Source organism: Nocardia araoensis NBRC 100135 (assembly GCF_000308435.1).
Classification (GTDB): Bacteria; Actinomycetota; Actinomycetes; order Mycobacteriales; family Mycobacteriaceae; genus Nocardia; species Nocardia araoensis.
Genome location: NZ_BAFR01000135.1, coordinates 1 through 17,703, shown reverse-complemented (window position 1 = coordinate 17,703; position 17,703 = coordinate 1). Strand labels below are relative to the sequence as shown.

The window sequence follows — 17,703 nt, the reverse complement described above, 5'->3', positions numbered from 1 at the left end:
CGTGAGGAGGTCGAATGCTCTGGGTCGTACAGGTGTCGGCGGCTGCGGCCGCCGTGCTCCATGTCGCCATCTTCGTCATGGAGTCCGTGCGTTTCGGCGACTCCAAGGTGCACGAGGGTGTCTTCCGGGTTTCCGAAGCCGAACTGCCCACGGCTCGGCCATGGGCGTTCAATCAGGGCTTCTACAACCTGTTTCTCGCGGTGACGACACTGGTCGGCGTGGCCGTCCTGCGGACCGTCCCGGAGGCGGGATGGGCGCTGGTGCTCGCCGGCTGCGGGTCGATGCTGGCCGCGGCGGTGGTGCTGGTGGCGCACGACCGCCGGTTCGCCAGGGGCGCGGTGGTGCAGGGCGCGCTGCCCGCGCTCATGTTGCTCGCCGCTGTGACCCAGTTGTGAACATAGCCGGCGAGTGGCTGAGCGTCGGTGCGACGCTCGAGTATCGGTTGACTGGGCGGTGTTTCCGATAAGGGCTCTTCGCCGGTCAAGGGAAGATCGGTAGCACACTTTCGGCAACCGAAAGTCCATAGCGGTGGGCGAATTCGTGCCCGTAGCTGGTAACCGGGCGGCGAAAATGACCGGAAGTCGGGAACGGACGCGGGTCCTCATCACCGCCGACCGGGCGCCGTAAGCGCTCGGTCGGCGAGCCGAAAAAGGTTGCGACCGGTCTGCTCTGAGCGTCCACGTGGCGTAAGGAGCCCTTGACCGCAGATATGCAGACGCAATCTTGCGTTCTTGCATCTGTACGTGCATGATCCAGCTAGCCTAGTTGTGACAACCCTTCCGATGGCCGGGATAACCGAATCGAGAGCCAATCATGTTGGTACAAAGAGCGTTGGGGTCGGGTCAACTCGGAGTGTGGCGGTGAGCGCGCCGACGGTCGGCGCCTTACCGACCGCGCCGCAATTGTTGTGTGCTTTCCAGGGACGGCGTTTCCAAGACCGGGAACTGCTGCGGTCCGCACACGCGCTCGCCGAGTTGCACCAGCGCCGCGCGCAGGTGGTGGACGCCGCACTCATCGCCGAAATCGACTGTCGTCGTCGCGAACTGGTCGACGACATCAACGAGTGGGTCGCGCAGGAGATCCCGCAACATCGCAACGGGTCCTCGCTGCACACCGAAAGCCTGGGCGCCGTGGTGGACCGGATGGCGCGTAGCTGGGTGGATGCCAATCAGGTCATCCACACCGAGGGCGGGCGTAGCGACAACACCCACAAACATTGGTATCAACTGGCCGAACTCGTCGACGGGTACACTGACCTGGTAACCGACGTGGCCGGTGGCCGCCGCCGTTTGCCCGAACAGTGAGTTCGTCGCGAGGGTGGTCTCGTCCGCGATAGTGACACTGCCCCGCAGCGTCGCTCGTCCGAATGGCGACGTCCCGGTGTCGAGTCCCGCGATCAGTGGCTCCAATCGGGCGCTCTTGTCGCCGGCACAGTGACGGCGGGCGCAACGGGGCGCCCCGCCCGGCGTGCCGCGTGGTCGACTGGCGCGGCACGCCCGTGACGGACTCATCTGCGTGGCAATTGTTCAGCGACTGCGATCCGGTCGCCGGTGCGCGCAGCGCGGCGGGCGCGCCGACGGCGCAGATAGCGACGGATCCGGCTCGCGCAGAAGTACACCAGCGCCAGGCCGATGACGAGCAGCGCCGCCGCGACCACTGCCGCCGCCACGGGGTGGAACACCGCCAGGGTGACCACGCCGGCGACGGTCACGTCCTCGGCGGTGCTGACCACGATGTTGCTGACGGGCTCGGGGGAAGTGTTGACGGCCATGCGCGTTCCGGCCTTCACCAGGTGGCTGACCAGCGCGGCCGTACCGCCGACCGCGCCCGCGGCGAGTTGTGGCAGCGAACCGTCCTGTCCGGCGAGCAGCGCCGCGACCACGGCTCCCGAGATCGGCCGCACCACGGTGTGCACGGCGTCCCAGAACGAGTCGAGATACGGGATCTTGTCCGCCACGGCCTCGATGAGGAACAGCACCGCCGCCGCGATCAGGACATCGGTGCGCTGCAAGCCTTCCGGCACCGCATCGGCGACTCCGACTCGGCCCAAGAGCCCGAGGAGCAAGACCACCGCGTAGGCGTTCACGCCGCTGGCCCAGCCCGCGGTGAAGATCAGGGGTAATGCGGACACGAGGCCATGGTATGGGGATCGGGAGTGTGGTGTCGGCGGCGTGATCGCGTCGCCGGGCTAACCGAGGTCCTTGCGGCCCTGATCGATGAAGTCGCTCACCATGGAGTCGAGCTTGTTGATGAAATTCATGAGCACCGTATCGAGGGCCGCGCTGTCGCGCTTCCGTTCATCGCTGTCGGAAGGGGCGTCCGTTGTGGTCGTGTGTTTCTGTACGAAGGGCATGTAGTGTTCGTCCAGCAATTCTTTGGTCTCTTCGGGGAATTTGGCCAACAGGTGGATCATGTCTTCGCTGGATGTCATGGAGGCGACATAGAGAGTGGACATGAACTTGTTCAAGCGCTGGCTGAAAACGATTGTCGCGGAGCGGAAGCCGTCGAGGTTGTCCACGCGAAGAAGACCGGCCATTTTCCCCGTCTGCTCCACGAAATCGAAAGTGCTGGCGAGAAATTCGTAGTATGACTTTTGGCGATTCTCGCGAGTCACCTGTATCAGCGCGAGTTGCTGGTCTCTGTCCGCCTTGTTCACCGTGACGTACACGGCCGCCGACGCCGACACGATGCTGGAGATGAGTGCAGCGCACAGGGCTGCTATGAGCGCGTAGCGGCCACTTCTGGTGGTCGCGTCCGCCTCGCGCGGGTGCACGTCCTCTTGCGTGGCCGACGCGGTCGTGGAGTTTTCATCGGACCGGTCGGCGGGGAGCTCGGGCGACGATGCCGTTTCGTTTCTGTCTCGGTGCGGTGGAGAAGCTGGTTCAGTGGCCATTTTCACTCCCACCGGAAGAGGGCTTTCGGTCGACAGATGATCTTATGTGGACGGGGACGCGGTCGGCCGAATTACTCGCTCGGGTGTCGCCTACGCCGACGTGCCGGAGATGGACTCGTTCCGAGGGTGTACCAATGAGCGCGGTGCCCCTCGATCCGCCCCGTGTCCCCTGGCCCTCGGCATCGGCGCGGTCCGCCGATTACGCTGTTCGCTATGTCTGTCCGCACCCGCAAGCCCCTCGTCCCCGGAACGCTGTCGCCCACCCGCGAAGTCCCGCGCACCATCGAGCGCCCGGAATACGCGTGGAAGAGGACCGCCAACGAGGGGCGCGAGCCCTGGGTGCAGACCGCCGAGACGATCGAGAAGATGCGCATCGCGGGCAAGATCGCCGCGCAGGCGCTGGAAGAGGCGGGTAAGGCGGTCGCGCCCGGCGTCACCACCGACGAGCTGGACCGCATCGCGCACGAGTACATGTGCGACCACGGCGCCTACCCGTCGACCCTCGGTTACAAGGGTTTCCCGAAGTCGTGCTGCACCTCGCTGAACGAGGTCATCTGCCACGGCATCCCGGACTCCACCGTGATCGAGGACGGTGACATCGTCAACATCGACGTCACCGCCTATATCGACGGCGTGCACGGCGACACCAACAAGACCTTCCTCGCCGGTGACGTCGACGAGGAGGTGCGCCTGCTGGTCGAGCGGACCGAGGAGGCCACCATGCGGGCCATCAAAGCGGTGCGGCCCGGCCGGGCGCTCAATGTGATCGGCCGCGTCATCGAGTCCTACGCCAACCGGTTCGGCTACGGCGTGGTGCGCGACTTCACCGGCCACGGCGTCGGCCCGACCTTCCACAGCGGGCTGGTGGTGCTGCACTACGACCAGCCCGCGGTGGAGACCGTCATCGAACCGGGCATGACGTTCACCATCGAGCCGATGATCAACCTCGGCGGCATCGACTACGAGATCTGGGACGACGGCTGGACCGTGGTGACCAAGGACCGCAAGTGGACGGCGCAGTTCGAGCACACCTTGGTCGTCACCGAGTCCGGGGCCGAGATCCTGACCCTCCCGTGACCGGCCCGGCCGTGCGCAGGCAGACCGGCCCGCGATGAAAGGCGCGCTGCTGGTCGCGGGGACGACCTCGGACGCGGGCAAGAGCGTCGTCGTGGCCGGGATCTGCCGGATGCTGGCGCGGCGCGGTGTGCGGGTCGCGCCGTTCAAGGCGCAGAACATGTCCAACAACTCCGTGGTCACGCTCGACGGCGGGGAGATCGGGCGGGCGCAGGCGTTGCAGGCCCAGGCGTGCGGGCTGGAGCCGAGCGTGCGGTTCAATCCGGTCCTGCTCAAGCCCGGCAGCGACCGCCGTTCCCAGCTGGTGGTGCGGGGCAAGGCGATCGGCACGGTCGGCGCCGAAGACTACTTCCGGCATCGTCGGGATTTGCGCGAGGTGGTGGCCGCGGAACTCGCCGCGCTGCGCGCCGAATTCGACGTGGTCGTCTGCGAAGGCGCCGGATCGCCCGCCGAGATCAACCTGCGCGCTACGGATCTGGCGAACATGGGTCTCGCGCGCGCCGCGCGGCTGCCGGTGCTGCTGGTCGGGGATATCGATCGCGGCGGCGTGCTCGCCCACCTGTTCGGTACCGTCGCCATCCTTGAACCCGAAGACCAGCAACTGATCTCGGGTTTCATCGTCAACAAGTTCCGCGGCGCGGTGGAGCTGCTACGGCCGGGGCTGGAGCGTCTCACCGAACTCACCGGCCGCCCCACCCTCGGCGTGCTGCCGTATGCCGAGGACCTGTGGATCGATGCGGAGGACTCGCTGGGCACCCTCGCCGACGCGCCGGTGGGCCGCCCTCGGCCCCCGGTGGGCGACGAATGGCTGACCGTCGCCGCGATCCGGCTGCCGCGCATCTCCAACTCCACCGACGTCGAGGCGCTGGCCTGCGAACCCGGCGTTGCGGTGCGCTGGGTGACGGAGCCGTCCCGGCTGGCGGATGCCGATCTGGTGGTGGTGCCCGGCAGTAAGGCGACGGTGTCGGATCTGCGGTGGTTGCGGCGTACCGGCATCGCCGACGCGCTGGTGGCACGCGCCGCCGCGGGCGGGCCGATCCTGGGCGTGTGCGGCGGATATCAGATGCTCGGCACCCGCATTCTCGACCGCGTCGAGTCCGGCGCCGGTGCGGTGGACGGACTCGGGCTACTCGACCTGACCGTCGATTTCGCCGAGTCGAAGGTGTTGCGCCGCAGCGCGGGGGACGCCGGGGGAGTCGCCGTGCGCGGCTACGAGATCCATCACGGCCGCGTCACGCACCGCGGCGACCCGGCATGGCTCACCGTCGACGGCGAGCCGGAGGGCAGCGTTCGCGGCGCGGTGTGGGGCACCCACCTGCACGGGTTGCTCGAGTCCGACGATTTCCGCCGCGGGTGGCTGCGCGCGGTCGCCGCCGCGGCCGGACGATCGGGCTTCATTGTGGCCGAGCATGTCTCGGTCGCGACGGTGCGCGCCGCGCAACTGGATCTGCTGGCCGATCTGATCGAAGACCATCTCGACCTCGCCGCGCTCGAGCGCCTGCTCGACGACGGTGTGCCCGCCGGCCTGCCGATCCTGGCCACCGACGTGATGCTCGCGGGCGACCGTATCGGTTGACGGAAGCCACCTCGCGCCTTACCTTGCAGTAAGGAATTCGGCTCCAGGTAAGGCTGGGTCGACCGAGTGTGGTCGGGTGCGAGGATGATGGCGGCGGAGAAGAGGCCCAACAGCCGAGGGGGCAACGTGGTGTCGGCGACGGTGACCAGTAAGGGGCAGATCACCATCCCGATCGACGTGCGTGTGGCGATGGGATTGCGCACCGGAGTGCGGGTCGCCTTCGTCCCCACTCCCAACGGCACCTACGAACTGGTGCCCGAAACGCGCACGATCAAGTCGCTGAAGGGCATCGTCGGCTGGTCCGGCTCGCCGATCGGCCTCGCCGAGATGAACGAGGCCATCGCGGGCAACGTGGTGGAAGGGAAGGCGCGATGATCGGCCTGGACGCGAACGTGCTGATCCGCTACCTCACCCAGGACGACCCGGAGCAGTCCGCCCGGGCCAATCAGGTGATCGACGGGCTCAGCGAGAGCAAACCCGGCTACGTCACGATGATCGTGCTCGCCGAGATCCACTGGGTGCTGCGCCGCGGCTACAAACAGGACCCCGAAGCGGTCACCGACGTGCTGCTCGGGCTGCTCGATTCGAGCGAGATCGTGGTGGAGCGCGCCGACACCGTGCGCCAGGCGCTGCGCCGGGCAGCCGACGGCGCCGACTTCGCCGACGCGCTGATCCAGCAGCTCGGCCAGGAGGCCGGGTGTGAGCTGACCGTCACCTTCGATCACAATGCAGGTGAGCGGGCCGGGATGCGCCTGCTCGCCTGATTCCGCCACCCCCGACCCGCCGCCACCGCGCCGTGAGCCGTGTAGCGTGAATCGGCATGGAATCTCGGCAGATCACGGTGGGTGACCGCGCGTGGACCGTGCGGATCGACGGGCCGGAATCCCGGCACAGTGTGCTGCTGCTGCCCGACGCGGGCGAGCCCGTGGACGTCTTCGACCAGGTGTGCGCCCGCCTGCACAACTCGGATCTGCGCACCTTCGCGGTGGAGTCGATCGAGGGCCTCGACGCGGCCGGTGTGACCGCGATCCTCGACGAGCTGGGGCTGCCCTGGGTGAACGTGGCCGGGTGCGGCGCGGGCGCCGTGCTGGCCTGGCAGGCGTGCGCAGGCGGTTTCGGACGCTTCCAGAGCCTGGTCGTGGCCGATCGCGGCCACCCGGCGACGCCCGGCGCCGACGGAGCGGTCGCGGACGCGGCCACCGGCCCGGTCGAGGTCCCCACCACGTTGCTGGTGACGAAGAATCTGCCGCGCTCGGTGGCCGACGCGTCGGGCCGGTTCGTCTACGGCGAATTCCGGGTGGTCGAGGTCGACGTCACCAGCGTGGCCACCGAAGCCGACCACGAGCTGGCCACCGAGATCGTCCTACGCACCAGCCTCTGGTGATTTCCCGGCCTGGTAGTCCGCGAGCCAGTCGAGCCAGCTGTCGAGCTCGCGGAACGCCTGGGCCAGCGGCTCCGGGCCGGACAGGAACACGTCGTGCTTGGCGCCGTCGATCGGCACCATGTTGGTGCGGTCGCCCAGGCAGCCCGACCAGCGCTGGATCTGCTTGACGTCGAGCACCGCGTCGGCCACGTCCACGGCGGGACCGTACTGCTTGGCGAACTTCGTCATCCGGGAACGCAGAATCAGCGAGGGCACCCCGATGTCGAGGCCCTGGTGCAGCTGAGCATGGCCGTTGCGGATGGCGCGCAGCCAGCCGAGCCGGACCGGGAAGCCCTGCAGCGGTTTCCAATCCAGGTTGTAATCCCACGCACCCGACACCGAGTGGTGCAGGCTGTCGCCGTAGGTGCTGACCTTGCCGCCGGGCAGCTCGACCATCTTCCGGAACCGTCCGACCGCCTTGATGATCGGCGTGCCGATGCTCCGGTAGTAGGCGGGGCCCTGCAGGTCGAACCACGGGCTGTTGAGCACGACGCCGGTGATACCCGCGGCGGCCGTGCCCTGCGCGCGGTTGAGCCGATCCAGCCACAGCGACACCACCAGGCCACCGGTGGAATGGGCGTTGATCACGACGGGAGCGCCGGTCTCGGCCCGGACGATGCGCAGCGACTCCGCCAGCTCCCGGTCGTAGAAAGCGAGATCCGTCACATAGTGCGGCGTCTGTCCCTCACGCAGGGACCGTCCGCATTTGCGCAGGTCGAGTGCATAGAACTGGAATCCGCGCGCGGCGAAGTGCTCGGCGAGATGCTCCTGGAAGAAGTAATCGGTGAAGCCGTGGACGTAGAGCACCGCGCCCGCGGTCTGCTCGACGGCGCCGGAGGGCACGTAGCGCACCAGCGTGGCGACCACCTCGCCCTCGCCGTCGGGGTCGGGACCGAGGGCAAGCGTGCGCTGCTGATAGTGCGGACCAAGGACGTCGGGGCGCCAGCCTTCGCCATCCGGAGAGGTGCCGACCGGCTCGGCAAGCGACTGTTCGTTCGTCACGCGACCAATCTATTGGACGGTGTCAAACCCTGGCAGGCCGTGGCCGTCGCCCGGCCGCCGAAGTGACGATCGTCTCTGTCGCATTCCGCACAATCAGCAGGTTCGCTGCGGGGTGGCGGCGTGGTGAGGTGCACAATTGGGCATAGGTGAACGGCGGGTAACCTAACTCCCGCCATGCCGTTCGGGACCGGCGGACGCCGGAACCGAGCCACAACTACACCGTGCCCAGGCTGGTCCACCCGCCCGGTGGGCCCGCGCAGACAAGGAAGTCGATCTACCCGTGCCGAACGCTGCCATGACTGAAAAGACCGATGTAGTACTCATCGGTGCCGGCATCATGAGTGCCACTCTCGGCGCGCTGCTGCGGCAGCTGCAGCCGGACTGGTCGATCTCCCTGTTCGAGCGGCTCGACGCCGCCGCCGCGGAGAGCAGCGATCCGTGGAACAACGCGGGTACCGGCCACTCCGCGCTGTGCGAGCTGAACTACAGCCCGCAGGCGCCCGACGGCTCGGTGGACATCACCAAGGCCGTCGACATCAACGAGCGTTTCCAGGTCTCCCGCCAGTTCTGGTCCTACGGCGTGGAGAACGGCATCCTCCGCGATCCGTCCGCCTTCATCAACCCCATACCGCACGTCAGCTTCGTGCACGGCGCCGACAACGTGCAGTACCTGCGCAAGCGGTACGAGGCGCTGGCGCCGCACCCGCTGTTCGAGGGCATGGAGTACATCGACAGCCCCGACGAGTTCTCCCGCCGCCTGCCGCTGATGGCGCGCGGGCGCGACTTCTCCGATCCGATCGCGCTCAACTGGACCAACGGCGGCACCGACATCGACTTCGGCTCGCTCACCCAGGAACTGCTCGCCTACCTCGGCGCGTCCGGCGCGGACCTGGCCTTCGGGCACGAGGTGCGCGATCTGTCCAAGCAGTCCGACGGATCCTGGGTGGTCACGGTGCGCAACGTGCGCACGCGCGAAACCCGCAAACTGATCAGCAAATTCGTCTTCGTCGGCGCGGGCGGCGGCGCGCTGCCGCTGCTGCAGAAGGCGGGCATCAAGGAGGCGAAGGGCTTCGGCGGGTTCCCCGTGAGCGGTCAGTTCTTCCGCTGCGTCAACCCGGCGCTGATCAACCAGCACGAGGCCAAGGTGTACGGCAAGGCCGCGGTCGGCGCTCCGCCGATGTCGGTGCCGCACTTGGACACTCGCGTCATCAAGGGCAAGCCGGGCCTGCTGTTCGGCCCGTACGCGGGCTGGACGCCGAAGTTCCTCAAGGACGGCAAGAACACCGACCTGTTCAAGTCGGTGCGGCCGAACAACATCTTCTCTCTGCTCGGCGTCGGCGTCACCGAACTCGGCCTGACCAAGTACCTGGTCAGCGAGCTGCTGAAGTCGCAGGCGGGCAAGGTGATCACGCTGTCGGAGTTCATCCCGCGCGCCGAGGCCAGGGACTGGGAGCTCATCACCGCGGGCCAGCGCGTGCAGGTGATCCGCCGCAAGGGCGCGGGCGGCGTGCTCGAGTTCGGCACCGCCGTGATCGCCGCGCAGGACGGCACTATCGCCGGTCTGCTCGGGGCCTCCCCTGGCGCCTCCACCTGCGTCACCGCCATGCTGGACGTGCTGCAGCGGTGCTTCCCGCAGGAGTACGCCGAATGGACGCCGAAGCTGAAGGAGATGGTGCCCTCGCTGGGTGTGAAGCTCTCCGACGACCCGGCGTTGTTCCACGAAGTGTGGGACTGGACATCCAAGACGCTCGAGCTCGTCACCGGCGGCGACAACACGCCGAGCCACGCAGGGGTCGCGGCGAACGCCTAGGTTGTGATAGCAAGGCGCGATGATGTCAACGGTTGCTCTCAAACGCTCCTGGGCGCAGGATCTCGATACCGCGACGCTGTACCAGCTGTTGAAACTTCGCGTCGAAGTCTTCGTCGTCGAACAGAAGTGCGCGTATCCCGAACTGGACGGGAAGGACCTGCTTCCCGAGACCCGGCACTTCTGGCTCGATGACGAGGGCGAGGTCATCGCCACACTGCGGCTGTGCGAAGAGCACCGCGACGGTGTGAAGAGCTTCCGCATCGGCAGGCTCTGTACCGCGGCGCCCGCCCGCGGGCACGGATACACCACGCGTCTGCTGCAGGCGGCGCTGGCCGAGGTGGGTTCGGCGACGGTGCGCCTGAGCGCCCAGAGCTACCTGATCGACCTGTACACCAAGCACGGTTTCAAGGTCGACGGCCCGGAGTTCGAGGAAGACGGCATCCCGCACGTGCCCATGCGCAGGGGAGGCGAGTAGCCTCCGACCGCCATTCGCACCCGCTCCGGAAGTATCCGGGGCGGGTGCGGCGCTTTCCGGGGCCCGCCCGCATCGGTTCTGAATCGAAGGGCACTGTCGGATGGGTGTGGACGCGCCCTTAGAGTTGGGGCGTGTCCTTGTCCCATGCCGAAACAGTGCCGACGTCCGATCCGCGCAGCCGAACACTGTCGACTCCGGACGGTGAAGTGGGCTTCCCGTTCTCGGCGGTGGTCGGGCAGGAGCGGCTGCAACTGGCGCTGATCCTCTGCGCGGTGCATCCGGGCATCGGCGGTGTGCTGGTGCGCGGCGAGAAGGGCACCGCGAAGTCGACCGTGGTGCGCGCGCTGGCGCAGTTGCTGCCGCCGGTGGTGGACGAGACCGGCGCGCGGCCGGCTCGCTTGGTGGAGTTGCCGGTGGGCGCGACGGAGGACCGCGTGGTCGGCTCGCTGGACCTGGAGCGGGTGCTGCGCGACGGGGAGCAGGCGTTCCGTCCCGGCCTGCTGGCCGCCGCCCATCACGGTGTGTTGTACGTCGACGAGGTCAATCTGCTGCACGACCATCTGGTGGACGTGCTGCTGGACGCCGCGGCGATGGGCCGGGTGCACATCGAGCGCGACGGTGTGTCGCACTCGCATCCGGCGCGATTCGTGCTGGTCGGCACCATGAATCCGGAGGAAGGCGAGCTGCGTCCGCAGCTGCTGGACCGATTCGGCCTCACCGTGGACGTGGCCGCCTCGCGGGACGTGGACGTGCGCATGGCGGTGGTGCGCCGCAGGCTGGACTACGAGGCCGATCCGGCGGGATTCGCCGCGAGGTACGCCGAGGCCGACCACGAGGTGGCCGAGCGGATTCTCGCCGCTCGCGACCGACTGGGGCGGGTCGCGCTCGACGATGTGGAACTGCGCCGGATCGCCGCGCTGTGCGCCGCGTTCGACGTCGACGGCATGCGCGCCGACCTGGTCGTCGCGCGCACCGCGACGGCGCATGCCGCCTGGCGCGGTGGCGACGCGGTGACCGAGGACGACGTGCGGGTGGCCGCCGAATTGGCGCTGCCGCACCGGCGCAGGCGCGATCCGTTCGACGAACCCGGCATCAGCGAGGAACAGCTCGACGACGCCATGCGCGACGCCGCGGCCGAGGCGCAACGCGAGCAGGCGGCGTCCGCGCCGCAGGACGCCGACGAGACGGGTGGTGCGGACACGGACGACGAGCGGCGGGACCCGCCGGGCGACGACCCGGATGGCGGCCCCGAAGATCCCTCGCCGCCGGACGGTCCTGGTGGCGGGCGATCCGGGGAAGGCCGTACCGGCACACCGGTTTCCGCTGTGGCGCGGACACCGCGCTGGGAAGTGCCCGGTGTCGGCGAGGGCGCTCCGGGACGCCGCTCCCGGGCGGAATCCCGGCACGGGCGCGTGGTTCGTCCCAGCACCGATACCTCGTCGGGCCTGCATCTGCTCGGTACCGTGCTCGCATCCGCGCCGCATCAGCGCGCGCGCGGACGCGCAGGCGGGCCGTTGCGGCTGGCGGCCGAAGATCTCCGCGGCGCTTATCGGGAAGGGCGTGAGGGGAATCTGGTCGTGTTCGTCGTCGACGCGTCCGGTTCCATGGCCGCCCGCGACCGGTTGTCCGCGGTGACCGGCGCGGTCGTCACGCTGCTGCGCGATGCCTACCAGCGTCGCGACAAGGTCGCCGTGGTCACCGTGCGCGGTGCGGAGGCCGAAGTCGTGCTGCCGCCCACCTCGTCGGTCGACATCGCGGTGCGCCGGTTGTCCGGGATGCGCACGGGCGGGAAGACGCCGCTGGCCGCAGGCCTGCTGAAGGCGCGGGACATCGTGGTGCGCGAGCGTGTGCGCGATCCGCGCCGCAGGCCCATGCTGGTGCTGCTCACCGACGGTCGCGCCACGGGCGGCGCCGACCCGGTTCCCCGCGCCCGTGCCGCGGCCCGCTTGCTCGCCAGGGACGCGGTCACTTCGATCGTGGTCGACTGCGAACGCGGCATGATCCGTCTCGGCCTCGCCGCGGAGCTGGCCCGCGACCTTCGGGGCGGATATCTGCGATTGGCCGAGCTGACCGGCGATTCGGTCGCCGATGTCGTCCGTGCGGGTTCCACGAGCCGGAGCGGTGCGTCACGGGCGGCCCGAGCGGCGTGAGCACGATTCTTCGAACGGCGCGTGCGATGGAGGCCGCTCGGCGGCTTTTCCGGGAGTCCGGACTCGCCGAGTCGGCGGCGCAATCGAACGGCCGGCGAATGCCCGGGTGTTCGGCCCCCGGTCGAATGGCGACCGGTTGGGTGAGGCCCTGGCTTCCGGCCGGGACGCGCGGTAGGTCGGAGTGATCCGAGGACGAGCAAGGAGATTCGATGCCCAAGGGTGTTCCCGAGACCGTTCCCGACGACGGGCTGACCACACGGCAGCGGCGCAACCAGCCGGTGCTCGCGGTGCACACCGGGCCGGGTAAAGGCAAGTCGACGGCGGCGTTCGGGATGGCGCTGCGGGCCTGGAACCAGGGTTTCGACGTCGCGGTGTTCCAGTTCGTGAAAAGCGCCAAGTGGAAGGTCGGGGAGGAAGCCGCCTTCCGCGCTCTCGGCGCGCTGCACGAGCAGACCGGCGCGGGCGGACCGGTCGAATGGCACAAGATGGGTGAGGGCTGGTCCTGGACCCGCAAGCAGGGCACCGAAGACGACCACGCCGCGGCCGCGCTGGCGGGATGGCAGGAGATCGCCCGCCGCCTGAAAGCCGAACAGCACCGCTTCTACGTCCTCGACGAATTCACCTACCCCCTCAAATGGGGCTGGGTCGACACCGCCGAAGTAGTCGAAACCCTCCGCACCCGCCCGGGAAACCAACACGTCGTCATCACCGGCCGCGACGCCCCCCAACCCCTCCTCGAAGCCGCCGACCTCGTAACGGAGATGACCAAACTCAAACACCCCATGGACGCCGGCCGCAAAGGCCAACGAGGCATCGAATGGTGATTTCCGCGGGTGGCACATCACTGCGGCGAATCGCGAGAGGGCCGCACGATGGTGTGCCACTCGCGAAGCGGGGGCGGGGATGAGGGCCGTTGTGGTGGCGGCGCCGGCGTCGGGGAGCGGGAAGACGACGGTGGCGACCGGGTTGGTGGGGGCCTTGCGGCGGGTGGGGCATCGGGTGGCGCCGTTCAAGGTGGGGCCGGATTACATCGATCCGGGGTATCACGGGTTGGCGGCGGGGCGGCCCGGGAGGAATCTCGATCCGGTGTTGGTGGGGGCGGAGCGGGTTGTGCCGCTGTACCGGCACGGCGCGCGGGGGTGCGACCTCGCCGTGGTCGAAGGCGTGATGGGGCTGTTCGACGGGCGGATCGACGAACACTGTTCCGGTCCCGTGGCGGAGGGTTCGACGGCGCAGGTCGCGGCCCTGCTCGGGGCGCCGGTGGTGCTGGTGGTGGACGCGCGCGGGCACAGCCAGAGTCTGGCGGCGCTGTTGCACGGATTCGCGACCTTCGACAGTGGCGTCCGGCTCGGCGGTGTGATCCTGAACCGGGTCGGCAGCGAACGGCACGAGCAGGTGCTGCGCGCCGCCTGTGATCGCGTCGGGCTGCCGGTGCTGGGATCGCTGCCGCGCCTGGCCGAACTCGAGGTCCCCTCTCGGCATCTCGGCCTGATCCCGGCCGTGGAGCACGGCCGGGCCGCGACGGCGGCGGTCGCGGCGATGACGGACCTCGTCGCCGCACACGTGGACCTGCACGCCATCGCGGCGCTCGCTCGCTCGTCGGTGACGGGACCCGCGTGGGATCCCGCCGCGGCGGTGCGTGGGTTCGAAGGGGCATGCGGTGCCGCGAACGAGACGTCGATCGGTGGAGTTGCTGCCGGGGAGACGTCGACATCTTCCGCTGCCCCAGGGGCATCGACGTCCTTCGGTGAAGTCGGTGACTCGGGAGCATCGATGTCCTTCGGCGAAGCCGGTGGTCCGGGAGCGTCGGTGTCGCCCGGTGGAGTCGGTGACCCAGAAGCGTCGGTGTCACTCGGTGGGGCCGGAGCCTCTGCGTCGTCGGCGCATATCGGCGGCGACCGGGACTCGCATGTCGCCGTCGAGGCCGGCGGCGCGTCGCGCTCCGACGAAAGTGCTTCCGGCGCGATCGCCGTTCACGGCACGGCCGGCCGGGGAGGTCCACTGGTCGCCGTCGCCGGTGGCCCGGCGTTCACGTTCGGCTATGCCGAGCATCGTGAGTTGCTGACGGCGGCGGGGGCGCAGGTGGTCGTGTTCGATCCGCTGCACGATGAATTGCCCACCGGGACAGCGGGGTTGGTGCTTCCGGGTGGCTTCCCGGAGGAGCACGCCGCGGAGCTGGCCGCCAACTCCGGCCTGTTGCGGGCGGTGGCCGAAGCCGCCCGCCACGGAATGCCGGTGCACGCCGAATGCGCGGGACTGTTGTATCTGACCCGTTCTCTGGACGGGCACCCGATGGCCGGGGTGGTGGAGGCCGATGCCGCGTTCGGACCGCGTCTGACGCTCGGCTACCGAGACGCCGTCGCGCTGGCCGACTCGCCGTTGTGGCGGGCCGGGGAACGGGTCCGCGGCCACGAATTCCACCGCACGTGCCTGGTGTCCGCGCCGCCGGGGAATCCGGCATGGGGATGGCGCGTGAGTGCGGGAGAGCGCGTCCGAGAAGGGGCGCTCATCGGCAATGTGCACGCCTCGTACCTGCATACCCATCCGGCGGGAAATCCCGAAGCGGTGCGGCGATTCGTCACGGCGACAGCCGGATTCGCGAGTTCCCGTGCCGTCCGCTGAGATCGTCGTCGGTATCGGCCTGCGGCCGCGCACCTCGGCCCGCACGATCCGCGCCGCCCTGCGCGAGGGCGTGGGTGATCATCGGATCGTGTGCCTGGCCACCATCGCGCGCCGCGGCGCGGAACCCGGCCTGCGCGCTGTCGCCACGGACCTCCGAGTGCCGCTGCGGTCCTACTCCGCCGCCGAACTGGCGGCCGTCGCCGTCCCCAACCCGGAAAACCGGACTCGTACGGCGGTCGGCACGGCGAGCGTCGCCGAGGCCGCGGCCCTACTCGCCGCCGAGGGCGGGGCGCTGGTGCTGCCCAAGCGTGTGGTGCACGGCGTTGTGCTCGCGGCGGCGTTGTACGGGCGGTAGGGCTGTTCGACCGGTCGCAGGTCGGCCGCGCGGTCGCCGCGTCGACGCGGCGTGCGAACGATGTGAGTGGTGCTCCGGTCCGAGTTTCAGGGTGCGACCGAGCCCCAGTCGGCGAAACCGGTGGGATCGTGGCGGCCGATGCTGGCGTGCTCGAACAGGCCCCAGCCCTCGGCGTCGCCGCAGCGGGCGCGGGCGACGTGGTCGATCACCCCGTAGGGGATGCGGGCGGCGATGCCAGGGTCGGTGAGGTCGTAGCGGCTGGAGGACGACCAGTCGCGGCCCTTCCACTGGCCGTGCTGCCAGTCGGGATCACCGCCGTAGCCGCATCCGACGTGCAGGGGAACGCCCGTGCCCGGTGTGACCTCGATCTCCAGGGGCTTGCCGTCCGGCGTGGTCAACTCCAGCCGCGCTCCCACGGGAAGTCTCGAGCCCGAACGATAATCGATGGAGATGCGCGGCCAGCCGAGTTGCTCGGTGCGTCCGTCGGGCCAGATCCGGGTCGCGTCGTTGAGGGTGCGCCTGCCGTCCGGCTCCTCCTGCACGATGACCACGACGGCGAAGTCGTCGAACCGCAGCGGCACGTACAGCCACCAGAATCCGCCCGAGGGTTCGGCGGCCGCGCGTCCGGCCGGCTCGGTCTCGCCGACCGGGCGGATGCCCCACGAGCGGTCCCTGGTGCCGGTCCACACCGCCGGGTCGACCGTGATGTCGTCGCCGTCCACGTGCAGCGTTCCCGCCCACGAGCCGACCTGGGCGAACCGGGAAGCGTCGATGATCGGCCGGTTGCCCGCCAGGATGAGGTGGGGTTGTTCCTGCACGGCGGGGAAGGCCCCGGTCCAGGTCAGATCGAAGCCGAGATCGTCGTGGTCGCAGACCACCCTGATGCGCCGCAGCGGCTCCAGCACCTCGACGCGGTAGCCGCCGACCCGCTGGTCGAGACTCCGCTCCCCGAGCGCGTCGGAGAAGCGCACCGCGCGCACCGTGTCGCCGCGACGGACGGCGGCGTAGGCGTCGGTCACCCCGAGGTTCGGGTACACGCCGAGACCGGTGATCAGGAAGGTGCCGCCGTCGCGGTCGTGGGCGTTGAAGTAACTGCGGTCGTAGAAGTTCCGATCGCTGCTGGCCACCCGCGCCAGCGACAGCGGGGTCTGGTGGATCGGGTACTCGTCCAAGGGCACAGGCATGGTCAATCCCATTCGTAGGTTCCGTCGAGCAGCGCTTCCAGGCTTGCCCGGTGCATGACGTAGTCGTCGCGGTCCGGCGTGTCGGTGTCCTCGCCGAAGTGGATCATCCTGCGTTTCACCCGCGCCATCACGATCGCGTGGCGCAGTGCGGCGTACACGATGTAGAAATCGAGATCGCGCACCGCGTGACCGGTCAGTTCTTCGTATTTCGACACCACGTCGTCGCGGCGGAGGAAATCGGGGAGTCCGGGCTGCCCGAAGCGGGTGGCCAGGTCCTGGAAGAACCGGTGGATGAAGATCACCCAGCCCAGGTCGAGTTCGCGCGGCCCGAGGGCGGCCATCTCCCAGTCCAGCACCGCCACCGGGTCGAATTCGCGGTAGATGATGTTGCCGGGGCGGGCATCGCCCCACGTGAGCACGTCCGGGCCCGGGTCGGCGGGCCAGTGCTCCTCCAGCCACGCGAAACTCCGCTCGATGACCGGGATTTCGTAGCCGTCGTCCGCGAGCCCCCACCGGTACCACGATCGTTGCGCGGCGACGTGCCTGCGCAGCGACTCACCCGGTCCACTCAGCATCGGGAACAGCGCCGCCGGGTCGGGGATGCCGTGGATCTTGGCGATCACCTCGACGGTGTTGTGGGTGAGCCGGAGGCGCTCGGCGGGATCGGCATCGAACAGCCAGCCGATGAACACGTACGGCGGGTTGTCCGTCGGCACCCGTCCGTCGACCCGGCGCATGACGAAGAACGGTGCGCCGAGCGGCTTTTCGTCGTTCTCCAGCCAGCACAGACCGGGCACCGGAACGTCGGTGGCCGCGGCGACGCCCGCCATCACCTGGTACTGGGTGGCCAGGTCGTAGGTCTCGAAGACCGGGAACGACCCGGCCTCGGGCGCCATCCGCGCGACGAACGATCCGCGCTCCGCCCGCCCCCCGGTGGTCCATTCGGCGTCGAACAGGATCGATGTGCTGGACATGCCGCCGGACTGCGGACGCGACAGATCGGAGATGCGCGGCGGTTCGTCCGCGGTGACCTTCGTGTGCAGCCAGCGCGCCAAGTCCCCGGCGAGCGTGTCCAGGTCGCGTTCGCTGACGGTCAGCTGGTGTCGCTGTGCCGGGTCCGGATCGTCGGTCATCATTGT

At 69.1% G+C, this 17,703-nt stretch carries 18 protein-coding genes; 13 read left to right on the top strand and 5 right to left on the bottom strand.

Annotated elements, in window-relative coordinates; all coding sequences use genetic code 11:
* Positions 1-14: 14 nt before the first annotated feature.
* Positions 15-395 carry a DUF1304 domain-containing protein gene (locus tag ON21_RS18420; protein WP_039799430.1) on the top strand — a complete coding sequence of 127 codons (381 nt, stop codon included), beginning with the start codon at positions 15-17 and terminating at the stop codon, positions 393-395.
* A gap of 549 nt (positions 396-944) precedes the next feature.
* Complete coding sequence (locus tag ON21_RS18415; RefSeq protein ID WP_039799474.1) at positions 945-1,304, top strand: DUF4254 domain-containing protein; 360 nt, start codon at positions 945-947, stop codon at positions 1,302-1,304.
* Between the two features lie 203 nt (positions 1,305-1,507).
* On the opposite strand, the gene ON21_RS18410 is transcribed toward ON21_RS18415, so the two are convergent.
* Both ON21_RS18410 and ON21_RS18405 read right to left on the bottom strand, forming a co-directional pair.
* A complete protein-coding gene (locus ON21_RS18410) occupies positions 1,508-2,131 on the bottom strand; it encodes a DUF4126 domain-containing protein (RefSeq protein ID WP_039799429.1) in 624 nt (207 codons plus the stop codon).
* Positions 2,132-2,188: 57 nt separating this feature from the next.
* Positions 2,189-2,893 (bottom strand): hypothetical protein, encoded by a 705-nt coding sequence (locus ON21_RS18405; RefSeq protein ID WP_157170872.1) that lies wholly within the window; start codon positions 2,891-2,893, stop codon positions 2,189-2,191.
* Positions 2,894-3,106: 213 nt separating this feature from the next.
* Between ON21_RS18405 and map the strand changes: the two genes are divergently transcribed.
* From map to ON21_RS18380, 5 genes are all read left to right on the top strand, one after another.
* The gene (gene map, locus ON21_RS18400; protein ID WP_039799427.1) at positions 3,107-3,970 is read left to right on the top strand and encodes a type I methionyl aminopeptidase; all 864 of its coding nucleotides are present in this window, start codon (positions 3,107-3,109) and stop codon (positions 3,968-3,970) included.
* Between the two features lie 34 nt (positions 3,971-4,004).
* Entirely contained in the window at positions 4,005-5,543 is a 1,539-nt protein-coding gene (locus tag ON21_RS18395) for a cobyric acid synthase (protein WP_039799426.1), read from the top strand.
* Between the two features lie 141 nt (positions 5,544-5,684).
* Positions 5,685-5,918, top strand: a complete 234-nt coding sequence (locus ON21_RS18390; protein ID WP_245562646.1) for an AbrB/MazE/SpoVT family DNA-binding domain-containing protein — start codon at positions 5,685-5,687, stop codon at positions 5,916-5,918.
* Positions 5,915-6,307: a type II toxin-antitoxin system VapC family toxin gene (locus tag ON21_RS18385; RefSeq protein WP_039799424.1), complete on the top strand. Its 393-nt coding sequence runs from the start codon at positions 5,915-5,917 to the stop codon at positions 6,305-6,307. Before ON21_RS18390 ends, ON21_RS18385 begins: the two co-directional genes overlap by 4 nt.
* Positions 6,308-6,363: 56 nt before the next feature.
* Complete coding sequence (locus tag ON21_RS18380) at positions 6,364-6,927, top strand: hypothetical protein (protein ID WP_039799423.1); 564 nt, start codon at positions 6,364-6,366, stop codon at positions 6,925-6,927.
* Here ON21_RS18380 and ON21_RS18375 read toward each other — a convergent pair.
* On the bottom strand, positions 6,907-7,968 hold the full coding sequence (locus ON21_RS18375) for an alpha/beta hydrolase (protein ID WP_039799422.1): 1,062 nt from the start codon (positions 7,966-7,968) through the stop codon (positions 6,907-6,909). The genes ON21_RS18380 and ON21_RS18375 overlap by 21 nt on opposite strands.
* 295 nt (positions 7,969-8,263) lie before the next feature.
* Between ON21_RS18375 and mqo the strand changes: the two genes are divergently transcribed.
* From mqo to ON21_RS18345, 6 genes are all read left to right on the top strand, one after another.
* On the top strand, positions 8,264-9,778 hold the full coding sequence (gene mqo / locus ON21_RS18370; protein WP_039799421.1) for a malate dehydrogenase (quinone): 1,515 nt from the start codon (positions 8,264-8,266) through the stop codon (positions 9,776-9,778).
* Between the two features lie 19 nt (positions 9,779-9,797).
* Positions 9,798-10,253 (top strand): GNAT family N-acetyltransferase, encoded by a 456-nt coding sequence (locus tag ON21_RS18365; protein WP_039799420.1) that lies wholly within the window; start codon positions 9,798-9,800, stop codon positions 10,251-10,253.
* 155 nt (positions 10,254-10,408) lie between these two features.
* Positions 10,409-12,403 (top strand): magnesium chelatase subunit D family protein, encoded by a 1,995-nt coding sequence (locus ON21_RS18360; protein ID WP_245562649.1) that lies wholly within the window; start codon positions 10,409-10,411, stop codon positions 12,401-12,403.
* Between the two features lie 209 nt (positions 12,404-12,612).
* Positions 12,613-13,227 carry a cob(I)yrinic acid a,c-diamide adenosyltransferase gene (cobO, locus tag ON21_RS18355; RefSeq protein ID WP_039799419.1) on the top strand — a complete coding sequence of 205 codons (615 nt, stop codon included), beginning with the start codon at positions 12,613-12,615 and terminating at the stop codon, positions 13,225-13,227.
* Positions 13,228-13,306: 79 nt separating this feature from the next.
* Positions 13,307-15,025, top strand: coding sequence for a cobyrinic acid a,c-diamide synthase CobB (locus ON21_RS18350; RefSeq protein ID WP_051020934.1), 1,719 nt, complete (start codon positions 13,307-13,309; stop codon positions 15,023-15,025).
* A complete protein-coding gene (locus tag ON21_RS18345) occupies positions 15,012-15,380 on the top strand; it encodes a cobalamin biosynthesis protein (RefSeq protein ID WP_039799417.1) in 369 nt (122 codons plus the stop codon). The genes ON21_RS18350 and ON21_RS18345 overlap by 14 nt, the downstream gene beginning before the upstream one ends.
* Before the next feature lie 86 nt (positions 15,381-15,466).
* On the opposite strand, the gene ON21_RS18340 is transcribed toward ON21_RS18345, so the two are convergent.
* Both ON21_RS18340 and ON21_RS18335 read right to left on the bottom strand, forming a co-directional pair.
* A complete protein-coding gene (locus tag ON21_RS18340) occupies positions 15,467-16,564 on the bottom strand; it encodes an Rv3169 family protein (protein ID WP_039799416.1) in 1,098 nt (365 codons plus the stop codon).
* A 2-nt stretch (positions 16,565-16,566) separates the two neighbouring features.
* The coding region (locus ON21_RS18335) for a phosphotransferase family protein (protein ID WP_306307705.1) at positions 16,567-17,703 on the bottom strand (1,137 nt) is incomplete at its 5' end.